The organism is Streptomyces hamibioticus, assembly GCF_047946815.1.
Classification (GTDB): domain Bacteria; phylum Actinomycetota; class Actinomycetes; order Streptomycetales; family Streptomycetaceae; genus Streptomyces.
In genome coordinates, this window is sequence record NZ_JBKKQY010000001.1 from 3,570,859 (window position 1) to 3,588,026 (window position 17,168).

Genomic DNA, 17,168 nt, shown 5'->3' on the forward strand with positions numbered 1-17,168 from the left:
GAACTTCGAACACCGTCCCGAAGGAGAAAAAAATGGCTACTGGCACCGTGAAGTGGTTCAACGCGGAAAAGGGCTTCGGCTTCATCGAGCAGGACGGCGGCGGCGCCGACGTCTTCGCCCACTACTCGAACATCGCCACCCAGGGCTTCCGCGAGCTTCAGGAGGGCCAGAAGGTGACGTTCGACATCGGTCAGGGCCAGAAGGGCCCGACGGCCGAGAACATCGTTCCCGCCTGACCACGGCACTGACGCATACGTCGTAGCTGGGGCCCGCACCTTGGGGTGCGGGCCCCAGCTCGCTGATTTCCGGGGCTTCTCAGGGGGGATTTTCACCGCACGGTCGACCGCACGGTGATGCGTTCCCCGCCGAATCGCTCCCGCTCGCCCGCCACCGTCTTCGGCTCGTTCTCGCGATTCTCTGTGCCGGCAAAATTGCTGCGCGATTTCCTTGACACGTGCCGCATCAAGGAAAGTCTGAAGGTTCCTGTATGAACCGAGCACGCAATAAGCGCACCTACGACCGTTTCGGCGGTTCCGCCGCCGGCCGCTCCGGCGCCCCGCGCCGTTCCAAGGGGAACGGACGCCGGCCGAGCGCGCCGCAGGGCGAATTCGCGCTTCCGGTGACGACCACGCCCGCGTTGCCCGCCGTCGAGTCGTTCGCCGACCTCGGCCTGCCCGCCCCGATGCTGGCCGCGCTGGGCCAGGAGGGCGTGACCGTGCCGTTCCCGATCCAGGCGGCGACCCTGCCCAACTCCCTGACCGGGCGGGACGTCCTGGGCCGCGGCCGCACCGGCTCCGGCAAGACCCTGGCCTTCGGCCTGGCCATGCTGGCCCGTACGGCGGGCCGGCGCGCCGAGCCGCGGCAGCCCCTCGCCCTGGTCCTCGTGCCCACCCGCGAGCTCGCCCAGCAGGTCACCGACGCGCTCGCCCCGTACGCCCGCGCCGTCGGGCTGCGGTCGGCCACCGTGGTCGGTGGGATGTCGATCGGCAGGCAGGCCGGTGCGCTGCGGGCCGGCACGGAGGTCGTCGTCGCGACGCCGGGCCGGCTGAAGGACCTCATCGACCGGGGCGACTGCCGGCTCGACGACGTCGCCATCACCGTCCTCGACGAGGCCGACCAGATGACGGACATGGGCTTCATGCCCCAGGTCACCGCGCTGCTCGACCAGGTGCGCCCCCAGGGGCAGCGGATGCTGTTCTCCGCGACCCTGGACCGCAACGTCGACCTGCTGGTCCGCCGCTACCTGACCGACCCGGTGGTCCACTCCGTCGACCCGTCCGCGGGGGCGGTCACCACGATGGAGCACCACGTGCTCCATGTGCACGAGGCAGACAAGCGGCAGACGACCACCGAGATCGCGGCGCGGGACGGCCGAGTGATCATGTTCCTGGACACCAAGCACGCGGTGGACCGGCTGACCAAGCACCTGCTGAGCAGCGGCGTACGCGCCGCGGCCCTGCACGGCGGGAAGTCCCAGCCGCAGCGCACGCGGACGCTCGACCACTTCAAGAACGGCCATGTGACCGTTCTGGTGGCGACCAATGTCGCCGCGCGCGGCATCCACGTCGACAACCTCGACCTGGTCGTCAACGTCGACCCGCCCAGCGACCCCAAGGACTACCTGCACCGCGGCGGACGCACGGCCCGCGCCGGCGAGTCCGGCAGGGTCGTCACCCTGGTGACCCCCGACCAGCGCCGCGACATGAGCCGGCTGATGGCGTCGGCCGGCGTCACCCCGCGGATCACGCCGGTGCAGCCCGGCGAGGCGGAGCTGAGCCGCATCACCGGAGCCCAGGCGCCCTCCGGCGTCCCGGTGGTCATCACCGTGCCCGCCCCGGCACGCCCCCGCCGCGCCGCGTCCTCGTCCTCTGCGCCGTCCTCTGCCTCCCGCAGCCGTCGCGGCCGCCGGCCCCGTCGGCAGCAGTCCGCGCTCGGCCGGGCGGCCTAGGGCCACGGAACCTCCGGATCGTCCTTCGCTGACCGCCCACGCCATGTGGCATGCATCACCTGGCGTGGGCGAGGAACTCAGCCGAGGAGTGTGTCCCGTTCCTTCGAGGGGCACCGCGCCGAAACCCTCGGGAGGCGATCATGTCGGACACTGCCAGCCGTCCCTCCACGGACGAGACCCGGTCCGGTACCGGGCAGACGACGTTGCAGGGCCGCAGCGGCCCGGACTCCCCGGCCGAGACCCGCGGGCGCACCACCATCGCCGACGGCGTGGTGGCGAAGATCGCGGGAATGGCCGCGCGGGAGGTGGACGGCGTGCACAGCCTCGGTACCGGGATGGCCCGGACCGTCGGCGCCGTCCGTGACCGGGTCCCCGGCGGCCGCCCCAGCGTGACCCGGGGCGTCAAGGTCGAGGTGGGCGAGCGGCAGACCGCCGTGGACCTCGATCTGGTCATCGAGTACGGCCTCTCCGTCGTGGACGTCGCCGGCGATGTCCGCACCAACGTCATCGAGGCCCTGGAGCGCATGACCGGGCTGGAGGTCGTCGAGGTGAACATCACCGTCCACGACGTCCACCTGCCCGACGAGGAGAGCGAGGAGGAAGAGGAGAGCCAGGGCCGCGTGAGGTGAGGCGGCAAAGGCGCGCGGGCCGGCGGAGATTCGGGCGTGGGCGTGTGACGTGACGGCCGGGCGGGCCGTCCCCGTACCGCCCGCGCGGGTGGCTGGGTACCGCCGTGGACCGGCTCCGTGACCGGCCCGGTGCCCGTGCACGTCACTCGCCTCGTCGAGCCCCGCATCCGCGGCACCGCGCCCACGCCCGGGCCCGGGTGCGAGGCGGCGGGGCGGCGGGGCGGCTTCCACCGGCCGGCCGGACCTCCGCCGTCCCGGCGGGCCGGGGGCGGTCCTCGCCCGGATGCGGGCGGGCCCGGGTGGGAGGAAGCTGAGTCATGTCCTACCGGGTCCGTGACTTCCCGGGGAGGAGCGATGCGGCGCATCCTCGGTTTCCTGCCGGCCGGGTTCGTCGCGGCGGCCGTCGCCTGCACCGGCGAGGAGACCGTCACCACCGATCCGGCGACGGCCCGTGCCACGGCGACGACCGGCGCTCCGGGCGAGCGGACGGCGTCCCCGTCCCCCGAGACACCCGTGGGTCGCCCTCTCCCCCCCGCCCGGCCGAGGCGGCCGTGGGTGACCCCCTCGGCCTCACCGGCACGCAGGAGGGCGAGGCCCTCGCCGTCACCGTGGTGAAGGTCGTCGACCCGGCCGGTGCCGAGAACGAGTTCTCCACTCCGGAGGCGGGTGAGCGGTTCGTGGCCGTGCAGTTCCGGCTGCAGAACACCGGTACGGCGGTCTGCAGCGACTCCCCGTCCAACGGCGCCAGGCTGGTCGACGCACAGGGCCGGCAGTTCGGCTCGTCGTTCACGACACCGCCGCCGGCCCCGGCTTCCCTGGGAGCGTGACGATCGCTCCCGGGGACAGCGCGCTGGGGTTCATCACCTTCGAGGTCCCGGCGAGCTCCGAGACCGACATGGTGCAGTCCGCGATGAACAGCGGCTTCTCGGGCAACACCGGCCAGTGGACCGTGTCCGCCGGCTGACGGCCCCGCGGCGGCCGCCGACCGTGCTCGGGACCTGCCTCGTCCCGGATCAGGCCGTCGTCGGCGCCGGGCCGACCAGTTCGGTCAGGACGTCCTCCATCGTCACGAAGCCGAGGACCGTGCCGGTCTCGCCCGTGACCGCGGCCAGGTGGCTGCCGTCGGCGCGCAGGGCGGTGAGGGTGTCGTCGAGCGGGGTGTCGATGCGGACCCGGGTGACCGTGTGCAGGGCCGTGCGCGGGAACGGCCGGTCGCGGTCGGTCAGGCCCAGGGTGTCCTTGATGTGGAGGTAGCCGAGCAGGGCGTTGTCCGGGCCGGTGACCGGGAAGCGGGAGTAGCCCGCCTCGGCGGCCAGCCGCTCCAGTTCGGCCGGGGTGACGGTGTGGGCCACCGTACGCATCTGCGCGGCCGGGACCAGGATCTCGCCGACCGGGCGGGTGCCCAGTTCCAGGGCGTCGCGCAGGCGTTCGCCGTCGGCCGGGGTGAGCAGGCCGGCCTCGCTGGCGTCCACGACCATGCGGGCGAGCTGGTCGTCGGTGAAGACCGCCTCGACCTCGTTCTTCGGTTCGACCCGCAACAGCTTCAGCAGGCCGTTGGCGAAGGCGTTGATGCCGAAGATCACCGGACGCAGCGCCCGCGTGAGGGCGACCAGCGGCGGGCCGAGGAGCAGCGCGGTGGCGGCCGGGGCGGCCAGCGCGATGTTCTTCGGGATCATCTCGCCGACCAGCATGTGCAGGTACGTCGCCAGGGCCAGGGCGATCGCGAAGGCGATCGGGTGGACCAGCGCGTGCGGGATGTGGACCGCCTCGAACGCGGGCTCCAGCAGGTGTGCGATGGCCGGTTCGGCGACCGCGCCCAGCACCAGCGAGGAAACGGTGATGCCCAGCTGGGCCGTGGCCATCATCGCCGAGAGGTGTTCCAGGCCCCACAGGGTCATGCGGGCGCGCTTGTCGCCCTCCTTCGCGCGCGGCTCGATCTGGCTGCGGCGCACCGAGATCAGCGCGAACTCGGCGCCCACGAAGAAGGCGTTGGTCAGCAGCGTCAGGCCGCCGATGAGGAGCTGGAGCGCGGTCACCGGACCACCTCCGGCTGCTGCCCGGCCTTCTGGGCCGGGACGGGCGCCGTGATGCGGACCCGGTCGGCGCGGTGGTGGTCGACGTCGAGGACGTCCACCCGCCAGCCGTCGAGGTCGACGGCGTCGCCCTTGGCCGGGATGCGCGCCAGGTGGGTGGCGACGAGGCCGGCCACGGTCTCGTACGGCCCCTCGGGCGCGGCCAGGCCGATCGCCGCGAGCCGGTCGATGCGGACCGACCCGTCCGCCTCCCAGGCCTCGCGGCCCTCGGCGTCGGCGGGGGCCGGCAGCAGGTCCGGCACCTCGACCGGGTCGTGCTCGTCGCGGACCTCGCCGACCACCTCCTCGACGATGTCCTCCACCGTCGCCACGCCCGCCGTACCGCCGTACTCGTCGATGACGACGGCCATGGTGCGGGAGGCGCGCATGCGCTCCAGGAGCCGGTCGGCGGGCAGGCTGTCGGGGACCAGGAGCGGCGCGGTGGCCAGCTCGGTGACCGGGGTGACCGCCCGCCGCTGCGGCTCCAGGGCCAGCACGTCGCGGATGTGCACCGTGCCGACGACCTCGTCCAGGCTCTCGCGGTACACCGGGAAGCGGGACAGGCCGGTGGCGTGGGTGAGGTTGGCCGCGTCGGCGGCCGTGGCGTGCGCCTCCAGCGCCTTGACGTCGACGCGGGGCGTCATCACGTTCTCGGCGGTCAGCTCGCTCAGGTGCAGAGTGCGGACGAACAGTTCCGCCGAGTCCGCCTCCAGGGCGCCCTCCGCGGCCGAGTGCTGGGCCAGGGCGACCAGTTCCTCGGGGGTGCGGGCGGACGCCAGCTCCTCGGCCGGCTCCAGGCCGAAGCGGCGGACGCAGCGGTTGGCGGTGTTGTTCAGGTGGGTGATGAACGGGCCGAACGCGGCCGTGAAGCCACGCTGCGGGCCCGCCACCACCTTGGCGACGGCCAGCGGCCGGGAGATCGCCCAGTTCTTGGGGACCAGCTCGCCGACGACCATCAGCACGACGGTGGAGACCGCCACGCCGAGCAGGGTCGCCACCGTCGGGGCCGCGCCGCCCAGGCCGATCGCCCGCAGCGGTCCGCGCAGCAGCGCGGCGAGAGACGGCTCGGCGAGCATGCCGATGACCAGCGAGGTGACGGTGATGCCGAGCTGGGCGCCGGAGAGCTGGACGGTCAGGCGGCGTACGGCCTTCAGGGCGCCCTCGGCGCCGCGCTCGCCGGACTCGGCGGCACGCTCCAGGTCGCCGCGCTCGACGGTGGTCAGCGAGAACTCGGCCGCGACGAAGACAGCGCAGGCCAGGGTGAGGAGGAGGGCCAGCAGGAGCAGCAGGACCTCGGTCACCGTGCCACCCCCGCTCCCTCGGGGGCCGCGGCGAGGTCACCGCGGGCTATGACACAGCCGGTACTGGGAGGCTCCATTACGGAACGGGGCTCCTTGACGAGTCGAGAAACGTGTCCGCACCCATGGTAAAGGGCGGGCAAAGCGTTTCGGTCAACCTTTTGCTCGCCCCAGTTTATTCCTCTACATAGGTGTAGACATAGCCATGGGTTCGATCTCTGACCGACACTGGTGCGGTCGCCGACCGATCCGACGCCGACCGACACCCGACCGACAGGGGGCACGCATGTTCGGGCTGAGTGAACTCGCCATCATCCTCATCGTCGTCATCGCCGTACTGGCCGTGAAGAAGCTGCCGGAGCTGACCCGCTCGGCGGGCAAGTCGGCCCGCATCCTCAAGGCCGAGCGCCGGGCGATGCGGGAGACCGGGACGCCCGGAGCGGCCGGGGAGCCGCCCCGGGTGATCCAGGGCGAGGCGGTCCGCCGGGAGGACTGACCGGCGCCCGCCCCGCCGCTCACGCGGGGTCGCCCGGCACCGCCGACAGCAGGCTGTGGACGACCGGGCCGGCCGAACCGCCGCCGGTGACGCCCTCCTCGACGACGACGGCCACGGCGACGTTGCCCCGGTGGGCGACCAGCCAGCCGTTGTTCTCCTGGTCCTCGGAGACCTCGGCGGTACCGGTCTTGGCGCCGACCTCGCCGGGCAGGTCGGCGAGGACGCTCGCGGTGCCCTCGGTGACGGTGGCCCGCATCAGCGCGCGCAGCTGCGTGACGACCTCGTCCGGGAGCGGCTCGGTGCGGGTCTCGTCCTCGGTGCCGGCGGTGAGCGACGGCTGGTGGAAGCGTCCGGACACCGCCGTGGCCGTCACCGACGCCATGATCAGCGGATTGGCCTGCACCCGGCCCTGCCCGATCATCGACGCCGCCTTCTCCGTCGCGTCCTTGGGCACCGGGACCGAACCGTCGTACGACGGCACCCCGATGTGCCACTCCTGGCCGACGCCGAAGTACGTGCGGGCCACCTCGCCCAGCTCCCCCTCGGCGAGCCTGTCGCGCAGGCTGATGAACGCGGTGTTGCAGGACTCGGTGAAGTCCTTGGCGAAGGTCGCGCCCGGGAACTCGGACAGCTCCACGTTCTGGAACCGCTTGCCGACCGTCAGGTACTTCGGGCAGTCCACCACGTCGTCCGGCGCCACCGCGCCCTTCATCAGCAGTGCGCTGCTGGTGACGAGCTTCCAGGTGGAGCCGGGCGCGTAGGTGCCGGAGACGGCGCGGTTGAAGCCGGACGCCGGGGAGTTGGCGACGGCCAGGATCTCGCCGTCGTCGATGCGCAGGGCGACGAGTGCGGCGTTCTTGCCGCCGGCCGCGGCGAGCGCCTTCTCCGCCGCGGCCTGCCAGGTCGCGTCGAGGGTGGTGCGGACGGGCCCGTCGTCCGCCGAGGCCTTCGGCGGCTCGCCGAACTCGGCCTCCGTGCGCTCGACCTCGCCGGTGACCCGGTCCACCAGCTCCACCGACCCGCGCGGCCCGCCGCCCGCCCCGCCGCCGAGCCGGTTCAGGACGGGCGTCAGCGACGGGTACTCGGCGCCGGTGAGCTTCTCGCCGTCGCGGTCGACGACCTCCGGTGGCTCGGTCTCCTCCCGCTCCAGCCGGAACTTCTCCGTCTCGCTCAGCCGCGGGTGGACCAGCGACAGCCGCCAGTCCACCTTCCAGGAACCGTCGCCCTGCTCGCGCAGCGGCAGCTCGGCGCGGTACGTCCACGTCCCCAGGCCCTCGACGGGCATCCGGGCGGTGTAGGGCACGGTGACCGTGCCGTCCTCGGCCTCCTCGGTGTCCTCGCCGGGCGCCGCGGTCAGCTTGGGCCCGGTGATGTCGAGCCCCGCGGTGAAGCTCTGCAGCACCTCCTGCGCCCGGTCGGGTCTGGTGGTGCGTTCGGCCGCGCTCGGCAGCCGCCCCGCCGCCCAGTCGGCGAGGAAGCCGCGGGCCTGCTCCATGGTGGCGGGGTCGGGGCCGTCGTCGCCGCGCGCGAAGGGGCCGATCCCGGCGGCGTACGAGCCGCCGGCGGCGACCGCGAGGACGGCGGCCACCGCGATGCCGGCCCGCACGGCGGTGCGGGGCCCGCGGCGGGGGGCGGGCGGGAGGTGTGCGTGGTGCGACATCCGAGGATTTCCTTGTCCGTGAGTGGCCCGGGGGCCGGTTCAGTGACCGTGCGTGAAGAAGCCGAGGATCTCGGCGGTGGCGTTCAGGGCCTCGCTGGTGGGGCCGAAGCCCTTCGGCGGGGTGAGGGACGACCCCGGCCAGGTGTGGCCCGCGTCGTGCACGACGAGCAGCCGTACCTCGCCCGCGCTCTTCGCCAGCCGCCACACGGTCCGGTCGTATCCGCGCTCCCGGCCGGTGACCGGCTCGCCCGCGCCGCCCGCCACCGCGAACGCCTCGGCGCTGGCCCGCGCCGACCGGGTCGGCGTGATCGGCTCCCGGGGGTCGGGCGGCGGGGAGGGCCATCCGGCCGGCGGGCGCACGGGGTCGTCCTCGCCGTAGACGACCATGACCGGCACCGGCCCGGCCGGCTCCACGGCGGCGGACCCGGAGGGCAGCTGACCGGAGACCGAGGCCGCGCCCGCCACCAGCCCGGGGCGCTCGGCGGCCATGCGCAGCGCCATCGAACCGCCGTTGGAGAAGCCGACGACGTGGACCCGTGCGGGGTCGGCCCCCTCGGTGCGCACGAGGTGCCCGACGAGCGCCTCGGTGAAGCGCACGTCGAGGTCCGGATCGGGCCGCTGGGCGGTCGCCCGCGTACCGGCGCCCCACGCCTCGCGCAGCCCCTCGGGGAAGGCGATCAGCATGCCGCGCGCCCGGGCGTCGGCCGTGAGCCCGCTCTGCTCGCGCAGTTCGGCCGGGGAGGAGCCGCGGCCGTGGAAGGCGATGATCAGCGCCTTGCGACGACCTGTGCCCGACCGGTCGTCACCCGGCGCCCCGTCCGCCGTCGGGCGGTGCAGCAGGTAGTGGCGGGTACGGCCGTCCACGCGCAGTTGCTCACGGGTGCCCGGCGTGCTCGTGACGGAGCCGGACGGCGTGGCGGCGGGCGACGGTGCGGCGGCCGGCCGCGCCGGCTCGGCGGACGAGCCGCACCCGGCGAGCAGCAGGGCGAGGGCGGCGGCAAGGGGGGCGAAGGCGCCCGACGCACGGGAGCGCTGGGGGAGGGGCATGCACCGAGGAGAGCAACGCCGCCGCTCTCATGTCCAAGAGTGCTATCGCCCTGGAATCGATCAATCCCCGATATGATTACTGGTCGTGGACCTGGTGCGGCACCTGGAGTGCTTTGTGGCTGTTGCAGAAGAGTCACACTTCGGACGTGCCGCCGCCCGGCTGGGCATGGCCCAGCCCCCGCTGTCGCAGCGCATCCAGCGGCTGGAGAGGGAGCTGGGCGTCCGCCTCTTCGAGCGCACCAGCCGGCAGGTGACCATCACCGAGGCGGGCACCCTGCTGCTGGCCGAGGCCCGGGAAGTGCTCGCCCGCTCCGAGTCCCTCCTGGCCACCGCGCGCCGCATCCGCAACGGCGAGACCGGCCTGCTGCGCGCAGCCCTCTCCCCCGACCTCTCCGGTGAGACCGTCGCCGCGCTGCTGGCGGGCTTCCGGGACCGCCACGCCGGCCTGGAGCTGGAGCTGCACGAACTGTCCACCACCGAGCAGCTCACCGCGTTCGCCGCGCACGACCTGGACGTCGGGCTGATCCACCACCCCTGCGACGTCACCGGCCTGGAACTCGGCCCGGTCCTCCGCCGCGAACTGGGCGTCCTGCTGCCGCGCTCGGCCACCGCGGCCGGGCCGGCCGAGGTCCCGCTCGCGTCCCTGACCGGCTACGACCTGATCCTGTTCCCGCGCACCAACGCGCCCGCGGTCTACGACGACCTGCTCACCACCTGCGCCCGGCACGGCTACACCCCGGCCGCCGTACGGCACGCGCAGGGCGACAGCTTCGTCCGCGGCCTGGTGCTGTCCGCGGCGGCGGTGGCCCTCGCTCCGCACGACGCCCACCTCGTGGCCGGCGGCGAGAGGGACCCCGACCTGGTCTGGCGCCCGCTCGCCGGGGCCCCGCTGGCCTGGCGGCACTCCGTGGCCTGGCCGAAGGGGCGCGGTGACGCCGCCGTCGGCGCCTTCGCGGACGCGGCCACGCACGCGCTGCGCACGACGGCCGGTGCGACCGCGGAGCCGTCCGCGCGACCGCTGCACCTGCGCCCGGCATCGGAGTTCTGGCTGTGACCGACACCCTCGGCCGTATCGACGCGGCCTTCGCCGAAGCCGGGGTCACCGGTCGGCTGCACGCCCTCGACATCGACTCCGGCGCGCAGGTCGACGCCGGGGGCGAGCAGCCGGTGTGCACGGCCAGCGTCCACAAGCTGTGCGTGCTGGTCACGCTGCACGAGCGGGCGGCGGCGGGCGAGCTGGACCTCACCGAGCAGGTCGAAGGCCCGCCGCCGGAGGAACGCACGCCCGGACCGACCGGCCTGGCCGCCATGCTCGACCCGGTCCGTCTCTCGCTGCGCGACGCCGCGTTCCTGATGATGTCCGTCAGCGACAACACCGCCGCCGACCTGCTGCTGCGCCGGGTCGGCCTGGACGCCGTCAACCGCACCACGGCCCGCCTCGGCCTGACCCGCACCCGCGCGGTGCACGGCTTCGCCGAGATGCTGGCCACCATGCGGGAGGACGCCGGCCCCCGGGGCGCGAGGGCCCTGACCGACCCGCACGTCATCGCCCGGCTGCGGGCGCTGGACCCGGCCCGCACCAACCGCAGCACCCCGCGGGACATGACCCGGCTGCTCGCCGCCGTCTGGCGGGACGAGGCCTGCCCGGCACCGTACGGCGCGGCCATGCGCCGCATCCTGGGCCTCCAGGTCTGGCCGCACCGGCTGGCCTCCGGCTTCCCCTTCGACGACGTCCACGTGGCCGGCAAGACCGGCAGCCTGCCCACCCTGCGCAACGAGGTCGGCGTCGTCGAGTACCCCGACGGCGGGCGCTACGCCGTGGCGGTCTTCACCCGTACCGCCAACCCCGCGGCCACGCTGCCGGCGGCCGACGCGGTGATCGGCACGGCGGCGCGGATCGCGGTGGACGCGCTGCGGCGGCCGTGACGGCCCGCCGGGCCCGGGATCGATCACCCGTCGTTGTCCCGCCACCGTCCGCCGCCCGGGGCGGAGTCGAAGCGGGTGGCGGCACAGGCGTTGCCGCCGAAGTCGTTGCCGGAGACCCGCCCGCCGGTCCAGGTGGCACCGGCCGTGACCCACAGGGCGTGGGACTGGGTGCGGGGCTGCCCGTCGTCCCACACGCGGTTGCCGTGCACGTAGGGGTGGGTGAGCGCGGAGTCCGCGGTGAGGCCGGCACGGCGGCCGGGGGCGCCGGGGAGCCGGTAGGCGGAGCCGGGCGGCGGGGTGCCGCCGGTCCAGGCGGTGCGGGCGCCGGGGCGCTCCGGGGCCAGGCGCAGCTCGGTCGCCGTGTTGCCCACGACGAGGGCGGTCTGCGTCCCCACGGTCAGCTCCTTGCCGTGGTGCGCGTCCGGGGCCCAGTCGGCGCTGTCGTCGGTCATCGTCAGGGGTGTGAACCGCACGCCCTCGCCGCCTCCCCGGGCGGCCGGTGCGGTGCGGCGGCCGTTGCCGTGGACGCGGTTGCCGATGAACGCCGGCTCGCTCAGGGGGGCGTCGAGGCGGATGCCGTCCAGGGCGTTGTGCCGGATGTCGTTGCTCTCCAGGACGATGTCGGTGGCCGCTTCCTCGTCGCCGCCGGCGAGGTTGTGCTGCCAGTAGCCGTAGCGGCCGTTGTTGCTGATGCGGTTGCCCCGGAAGGCGTACGGGCCCGGGGTGTTGCCCAGCCCCACCCCGTCGCGCACGTTGCCGTCGATGACGCAGCCGGTGACGATGCCGCCGCGCCCGCCGATGTGCGTGGTGCCCTGGGCGGACACGTCGAACCCGGCCTCGTGGTTGCCGAGCATGGTGCAGGAGGCCACCAGCAGGCCGTCGGCGCCCCAGTCGGAGATGCCGAAGAGGTTGTCCTCGGCGTGACAGGCGGTGATCCGGATGCCGCGCGGCGGTTCCCAGTCCGCCTGCTGGAGTTCCAGGAAGATCCCGTTGGTGCCGTTGCCGAGGGCGGTGCAGGCGGTCACGGTCAGCCGCTCGGCGGGGCCCCACCCGCCGACGCCGATCCCGATCCCGGCGCCGCCCATGTCCGCCCCGTGGTCCTGCCGCCCGCACCGCTCGGCCAGCACGCCCTCGACGACGGTGTCCTGCAGGAAGTCGCACCCGAAGCCGGTGGCGGCGGTGTCGTGGATGTACAGGTCGGTGAACCGCCCGCGCAGCACGTACTGCAGCCCGAGGCCCTTGGCCAGCGGGTCGTACTCCTCCGTCTCCACCTGCGACCCGTCGATCTCGAAGTGGGCGAAGGTGACGTCGGCGATGTGGTGGTCCCGGCCGGCGCCGTGCTGGGCGCTGGTGAACCAGGCCAGCGGGACGGGCTGGGCGGGCGCGCCCGGGTTGGCGAGCACGAAGCAGGTGGCCCCGCGTCCGGCCCCGATCAGCGAGACGCCGCTGCGCCAGAGCACGGGCTGGTCCCGCACCACGTACCGCCCGGCGGGCACCTGCACGATCCGGGGCCGGCCGTCGGCGGCGACCTCGTCCCCCAGCGCGTCCACCAGCTTCTGCAACGCCGGCTGGTCGTTGGTGAAACCGTCTCCGACCAGGCCGTGGTCGCGAGCGTCGACCGTCGACGGGAGAGTCATGGGGGCTCCTTCCGGGGACCGCCGGGGGCCGGGCCGGTCAGGGAGGTCCGGGTTGCCGGGGGCCGGGTACCAGCGGGCGGCCGCGTCAATCCCACGGGGCGTCCCATCAGGCGCCCATCAGGCATTTCGCCCTATTTATCGCATTTCAGTGACGGCAGGGCGATACTCGGAACATGAGTACGGCAACGTATGTACCGCTGGCCGTCTCGGCGGACCACGCGCTCTACATGACCCTGGCCTTCATCGGCGGGCTGGTGATCGCCGGCGCGCTGGTCTGGGCCGTCCGCGTCGGCATGCGCGTCATGGACCGGGAGTCGCCCCGCCCCAACGCCGACGAACAGCCGCATCTCCCCGCCACCGGCCCCGTCCGCGAGGAAAGCGAGGTGCGGGAGCCGGACGACATGCCCCTGTCCGCGGACGGTCGCGCACGGCTGATGCCGTACGAACTCCACCACGCGTCCACCCGCCGCGGAAAGGACCAGAACCGCCGCCGCTGGCTGCCGGGGTCGAGCGGTTCGTTCGGGGGCGGGGGGCCGGGCCACTTCTGAGCGACCGCGAGCCGGCTGTCGCGCCCGGCCGACCATCGTTCCCCGTGTGACCGGCTCACCGAAGCGGCCGATCCTCTTTCCTCGACGTCGACGGGCCGCTCATCCCCTTCGGAGTCCCCCGGAGGCGGCCTCCGGGCCCCTCCGCGGCGTCCACCGGCAATCCGCTGCTGGAGCGGCTCGACCCCGCCCTCGGCCCCCGCCTGTCGGCGCTGGCGTGCGGCCGGTGTGGGCGACCACCTGGGGTGACGAGGCCAACAGGATCGTCGCGCCCCGGATCGGACTGCCGCCGCTGCCGGTGGTGACGTGGACGGGCACCGGACCGGACGGCGCCGGGCCGCGGGGCCTGCACTGGAAGACGCCGTACCTCGTCGCGTACGCCGGCTGGCGGCCGTTCGTGTGGGTCGACGACGAGATCGGGGCCGTAGACCGGCTCTGGGCCGAGGCGCAGCATCCGGGGCCGGCGCTGCTGCACCGGGTCGATGCCGGTTCCGGGCTCTCCGACGCCGACTTCGCGGTGCTGGAGGCGTGGGTGGCCGCATTGCCCCGTCCGGGGGATGCCGGAGTGCGCGCCCGTGGCCGCCGCTCTTCACTGGGGCGGTAGGAGAGACCGAACCCGGTCCCCAGGTCCTTGGAGGCGACATGGCCGCTCACCGGGCGCGCCGGGCGGCGGGTGCCGTCATCGTGCTGGCCACCGTGCTGGCCGGCTGCTCCGACGGCGACGACGGCGGGCCGCCGCCCTCGCCCGCCGAGAGTGCCGCGAGCGCCGCGAGCCGGGCCGCGTCGGCCGCCTCCTCTCTGGCCTCCGAGGGGGCGGACGTACTGGCCTCGGCGACCGCGGAGGCCGGGCGGTGGCCGGCGGAGATCACCGAGGGCGCCGACGTCCGTGACGACGTCACGCTCGGCGACACCGGGCACGGCGGCGACGGGCGGGCCACCGTCGAGGTCACCGCCCGCAACACCGCCGGCTCGGCCGGGTCCTTCGCGGTGCAGGTCGACTTCACCGACCGGCACGGCAACCTGCTCGACACGACCGTCGTCACCGTCGAGGACGTCCCGCCCGGCCAGTCCGGGAGCGCCACCGCCCGCAGCACGCGCGACCTGTCGGGCGACGTGCGCGCGGTCGTCGCACGGGCGGTGCGCTACTGACGTCCCGGCACCCGCGGGCCGCCGCCTACAGCGCCAGCCAGGCCGTCGTGTCCGGGCCCAGCCGCCCGTCCGCCAGCGGGGCACTGGTCAGCAGCACCTCGCCGGCCGGGAGGTCGACGACCGTGTCCGAGAGGTTGGTGACACAGCGCCAGGTGTCCGAGCGGTTGAACTGCAGCACGCCCGGCGGGGTCCCGTCCGCCCAGGTCAGCGTCTCGTCGGTGACGAGTTTCCGGCGCAGCCGGAGCGCCTTGCGGTACAGCTCCAGGGTGGAGCCGTCCACGCCGTCCTGGGCCGCCACGGCGTAGCGGGCGAAGGCGGGCGGCTGGGGGAGCCAGGCCGCCCCCGGGCCGAAGCCGTACGACGGGCCCGTCGTCGTCCACGGCAGCGGGACCCGGCAGCCGTCGCGGCCCTTGCGGACGTGGCCCGTCTGTTCCCAGATCGGGTCCTGGAGGACCTCGGTGGGCAGGTCGGCGACCTCGGGCAGGCCCAGCTCCTCGCCCTGGTAGAGGTAGGCCGAGCCCGGCAGCGCCAGCATCAGCAGCGTCGCGGCGCGGGCGCGGCGCAGACCGGCCGCCTCGTCGACCGCCGGTGCCCGGCCGCCGGACATCAGCCAGGCGTCGGTGTCGGTGCCCGGCGGGAGCACCAGACGGGTGGCGTGGCGGACCACGTCGTGGTTGGACAGCACCCAGGTGGCGGAGGCGCCGACCGCGGCGGCGTCCGCCAGCGACCCCTCGATCACCTCGCGCAGCTCACCGGCGTCCCAGGCCGTCTGGAGGTACTCGAAGTTGAACGCCTGGCCCAGTTCGTCCGGGCGGGCGTACAGGGCGCGGCGGGCGCCCGGCACCCAGGCCTCGGCCACCGCCGTCCGGGGCGGGGAGTAGGCGTCGAGGATCTTGCGCCAGTCGCGGTAGATCTCGTGGACCTCGTCGCGGTCGTAGAAGGGGTGGGTGCCGGGGGCGAAGTCCACCAGCGCCGCCTCGCTGCTCAGTTCGGGGGCGCCGAGGTCGCGCAGCGGCTCGGTCAGGTCCTTGGCGAGGGCGTGGGCGACGTCGACGCGGAAGCCGTCGACACCGCGGTCCGACCAGAACCTCAGCGTCGCGCGGAAGTCCGTCCGCACCTGCTCGTTCTCCCAGTTCAGGTCCGGCTGCTCGGGAGTGAAGAGGTGCAGGTACCACTGGCCGTCCGGCACCCGCTGCCATGCGCTGCCGCCGAAGACCGACTGCCAGTCGGTGGGCGGCAGTTCACCGTGCGCGCCGCGTCCGTCACGGAAGACGTACCGGTCGCGGGCTGGCGAGCCGGGGCCGGCGTGCAGGGCTTCCTGGAACCACACGTGGCGGTGCGAGGTGTGGTTGGGGACGAGGTCGACGATGACCTTCAGGCCGAGGCGGTGGGCCTCGGCGGCCATGGCGTCGAAGTCCTCCAGCGTGCCCAGGCGTGGGTCGACGTCGCGGTGGTCGTCGACGTCGTAGCCGCCGTCGGCGAGTTCGGAGGGGTAGAACGGGCTGAGCCACAGGGCGTCCACGCCGAGGGCCGCCAGATGGGTGAGGCGCTGGGTCACGCCGCGGAGGTCGCCGAGCCCGTCGCCGTCGGCATCGGCGAAGCTGCGGGGGTAGACCTGGTAGATGACGGCCTGCCGCCACCAGTTGGGGTCCTTGGACGACAGGTCGGGCGTGCTGGCGGTGGTGCGTACGGTCACGCGGTCTCCTCTGCGATGTGTGCGGGGGACATGAGTAGGTCTGTCCACATCGCCGGGAAAGTGAACACCGCCGCTAGCGTTCGACCGCCTCCAGGTACAGCCGCACGTACCGCGCCACGTCGACGTCCAGGGCCACGTCCACCAGCGGCTGTTCCCGGGTGCCCTCGTGGAGTTCGGACTCGCCGGGGCGGACGCGGCGGTCGACGACGGTCTGCCCGCGGGCCGGACCGGGGGCCAGGCAGACCTCGACGGGCAGGCGGTGGGTGGTCAGGCCGTCCGGGTCGGCGACCGCGCAGACCGCGCCCGCGTCGCCGAGGCCGCCGCCGGGGTCGGACTCGTCGGTGGCGGGGCCGCGGTGGGCGAGCAGTTCTCCGGCCAGACGGGTGCCGGGCTCGGTGCTCGCCCGCAGCCGGCGCACGTCGGGGCCCGGGACGATCACCCGCTGGAACACGTCCAGGCCGTACATCGTGATCGGCACCCCGGCCGTGAGGAGGATCGCCGCCGCCTCCGGATCGTGCCAGACGTTGAACTCGGCGACCGGGGTGGCGTTGCCGGTGGCCACCGCGCCGCCCATGAAGACGATCCGCGCGATGTTCCCGACCACCTCCGGGTGGGTGCGCAGGAGCAGGGCGATGTTGGTCAGGGGCGCGGTGGGGATCAGGGTGACCGGGCGGGGCGAGGCGAGGATCTCGCGGCGCAGCAGGGTGACCGCGTCGACGTCGGCCGGGCGCCGGGCCGGCGCGGGCAGGCCCAGGTCGCCCATGCCGTCGTGGCCGTGCACGTGCCGGGCGGTGCGCACGGCCTCGATCAGCGGGCGCCCGGCGCCCCGGGCGACGGGCACGTCCGGGGCGCCGGCCTGTTCCAGGACGGTGAGGGTGTTGCGGACGACGCCGTCCACGTCCGTGTTCCCGGCGACGCAGCTGACCGCGCGCAGGTCGAGCGCCGGGTGGCGGACCGCGAGCAGCAGGGCGAGGGCGTCGTCGATGCCGGTGTCGCAGTCGATGATCACCGGGAGGGGGCGGTCGGTCCGGTCGGTCGTCACGGCGAGCACTCCTTACGTTCCGC

17 protein-coding genes and 1 pseudogene are annotated in these 17,168 nt (G+C 74.2%); 11 read left to right on the forward strand and 7 right to left on the reverse strand.

What is annotated here, in order from left to right; translation table 11 throughout:
- Window positions 1-32 precede the first annotated feature (32 nt).
- The 5 genes from ACLGIH_RS16075 to ACLGIH_RS16095 all read left to right on the forward strand — a co-directional run bounded on the left by ACLGIH_RS16075 (window position 33) and on the right by ACLGIH_RS16095 (window position 3,541).
- On the forward strand, window positions 33-236 hold the full coding sequence (locus ACLGIH_RS16075; RefSeq protein WP_391680009.1) for a cold-shock protein: 204 nt from the start codon (window positions 33-35) through the stop codon (window positions 234-236).
- A gap of 251 nt (window positions 237-487) precedes the next feature.
- Complete coding sequence (locus ACLGIH_RS16080; protein ID WP_416525928.1) at window positions 488-1,948, forward strand: DEAD/DEAH box helicase; 1,461 nt, start codon at window positions 488-490, stop codon at window positions 1,946-1,948.
- Window positions 1,949-2,088: 140 nt separating this feature from the next.
- On the forward strand, window positions 2,089-2,577 hold the full coding sequence (locus ACLGIH_RS16085; RefSeq protein ID WP_416525929.1) for an Asp23/Gls24 family envelope stress response protein: 489 nt from the start codon (window positions 2,089-2,091) through the stop codon (window positions 2,575-2,577).
- A gap of 551 nt (window positions 2,578-3,128) precedes the next feature.
- The gene (locus ACLGIH_RS16090; RefSeq protein ID WP_416525930.1) at window positions 3,129-3,404 is read left to right on the forward strand and encodes a DUF4352 domain-containing protein; all 276 of its coding nucleotides are present in this window, start codon (window positions 3,129-3,131) and stop codon (window positions 3,402-3,404) included.
- The gene (locus ACLGIH_RS16095; protein ID WP_416525931.1) at window positions 3,401-3,541 is read left to right on the forward strand and encodes a hypothetical protein; all 141 of its coding nucleotides are present in this window, start codon (window positions 3,401-3,403) and stop codon (window positions 3,539-3,541) included. The genes ACLGIH_RS16090 and ACLGIH_RS16095 overlap by 4 nt, the downstream gene beginning before the upstream one ends.
- A 49-nt stretch (window positions 3,542-3,590) precedes the next feature.
- Here ACLGIH_RS16095 and ACLGIH_RS16100 read toward each other — a convergent pair whose 3' ends face one another.
- A complete protein-coding gene (locus ACLGIH_RS16100) occupies window positions 3,591-4,613 on the reverse strand; it encodes a hemolysin family protein (protein WP_416525932.1) in 1,023 nt (340 codons plus the stop codon).
- Window positions 4,610-5,950: a hemolysin family protein gene (locus tag ACLGIH_RS16105; protein ID WP_416525933.1), complete on the reverse strand. Its 1,341-nt coding sequence runs from the start codon at window positions 5,948-5,950 to the stop codon at window positions 4,610-4,612. The genes ACLGIH_RS16100 and ACLGIH_RS16105 overlap by 4 nt, the downstream gene beginning before the upstream one ends.
- A 283-nt stretch (window positions 5,951-6,233) precedes the next feature.
- Between ACLGIH_RS16105 and ACLGIH_RS16110 the strand changes: the two genes are divergently transcribed.
- Window positions 6,234-6,443: a twin-arginine translocase TatA/TatE family subunit gene (locus ACLGIH_RS16110; RefSeq protein ID WP_416525934.1), complete on the forward strand. Its 210-nt coding sequence runs from the start codon at window positions 6,234-6,236 to the stop codon at window positions 6,441-6,443.
- A gap of 19 nt (window positions 6,444-6,462) precedes the next feature.
- Here the strand turns inward: ACLGIH_RS16110 and ACLGIH_RS16115 are convergent, their stop codons facing one another.
- Window positions 6,463-8,103 (reverse strand): penicillin-binding transpeptidase domain-containing protein, encoded by a 1,641-nt coding sequence (locus tag ACLGIH_RS16115; RefSeq protein WP_416525935.1) that lies wholly within the window; start codon window positions 8,101-8,103, stop codon window positions 6,463-6,465.
- A 39-nt stretch (window positions 8,104-8,142) separates the two neighbouring features.
- Entirely contained in the window at window positions 8,143-9,150 is a 1,008-nt protein-coding gene (locus tag ACLGIH_RS16120) for a CE1 family esterase (RefSeq protein ID WP_416525936.1), read from the reverse strand.
- A 115-nt stretch (window positions 9,151-9,265) separates the two neighbouring features.
- Between ACLGIH_RS16120 and ACLGIH_RS16125 the strand changes: the two genes are divergently transcribed.
- Window positions 9,266-10,204, forward strand: coding sequence for a LysR family transcriptional regulator (locus ACLGIH_RS16125; protein WP_416525937.1), 939 nt, complete (start codon window positions 9,266-9,268; stop codon window positions 10,202-10,204).
- The gene (locus ACLGIH_RS16130) at window positions 10,201-11,076 is read left to right on the forward strand and encodes a serine hydrolase (protein ID WP_416525938.1); all 876 of its coding nucleotides are present in this window, start codon (window positions 10,201-10,203) and stop codon (window positions 11,074-11,076) included. The genes ACLGIH_RS16125 and ACLGIH_RS16130 overlap by 4 nt, the downstream gene beginning before the upstream one ends.
- A gap of 23 nt (window positions 11,077-11,099) precedes the next feature.
- Here ACLGIH_RS16130 and ACLGIH_RS16135 read toward each other — a convergent pair whose 3' ends face one another.
- The gene (locus ACLGIH_RS16135) at window positions 11,100-12,713 is read right to left on the reverse strand and encodes a right-handed parallel beta-helix repeat-containing protein (RefSeq protein ID WP_416525939.1); all 1,614 of its coding nucleotides are present in this window, start codon (window positions 12,711-12,713) and stop codon (window positions 11,100-11,102) included.
- Between the two features lie 173 nt (window positions 12,714-12,886).
- Here ACLGIH_RS16135 and ACLGIH_RS16140 point away from each other — a divergent pair, with 173 nt between their 5' ends.
- The 3 genes and pseudogenes from ACLGIH_RS16140 (at window position 12,887) to ACLGIH_RS16150 (ending at window position 14,407) form a co-directional block, all read left to right on the forward strand.
- The gene (locus ACLGIH_RS16140) at window positions 12,887-13,261 is read left to right on the forward strand and encodes a DUF6479 family protein (RefSeq protein ID WP_416525940.1); all 375 of its coding nucleotides are present in this window, start codon (window positions 12,887-12,889) and stop codon (window positions 13,259-13,261) included.
- 46 nt (window positions 13,262-13,307) lie between these two features.
- A pseudogene (locus ACLGIH_RS16145) lies at window positions 13,308-13,862 on the forward strand (HAD domain-containing protein).
- 38 nt (window positions 13,863-13,900) lie between these two features.
- Window positions 13,901-14,407 (forward strand): FxLYD domain-containing protein, encoded by a 507-nt coding sequence (locus ACLGIH_RS16150; RefSeq protein WP_416525941.1) that lies wholly within the window; start codon window positions 13,901-13,903, stop codon window positions 14,405-14,407.
- A gap of 25 nt (window positions 14,408-14,432) precedes the next feature.
- On the opposite strand, the gene ACLGIH_RS16155 is transcribed toward ACLGIH_RS16150, so the two are convergent.
- Window positions 14,433-16,103: a glycoside hydrolase family 13 protein gene (locus ACLGIH_RS16155; RefSeq protein WP_416525942.1), complete on the reverse strand. Its 1,671-nt coding sequence runs from the start codon at window positions 16,101-16,103 to the stop codon at window positions 14,433-14,435.
- 73 nt (window positions 16,104-16,176) lie between these two features.
- Entirely contained in the window at window positions 16,177-17,145 is a 969-nt protein-coding gene (locus ACLGIH_RS16160) for a nucleoside hydrolase (protein ID WP_416525943.1), read from the reverse strand.
- Window positions 17,146-17,168 lie beyond the last annotated feature (23 nt).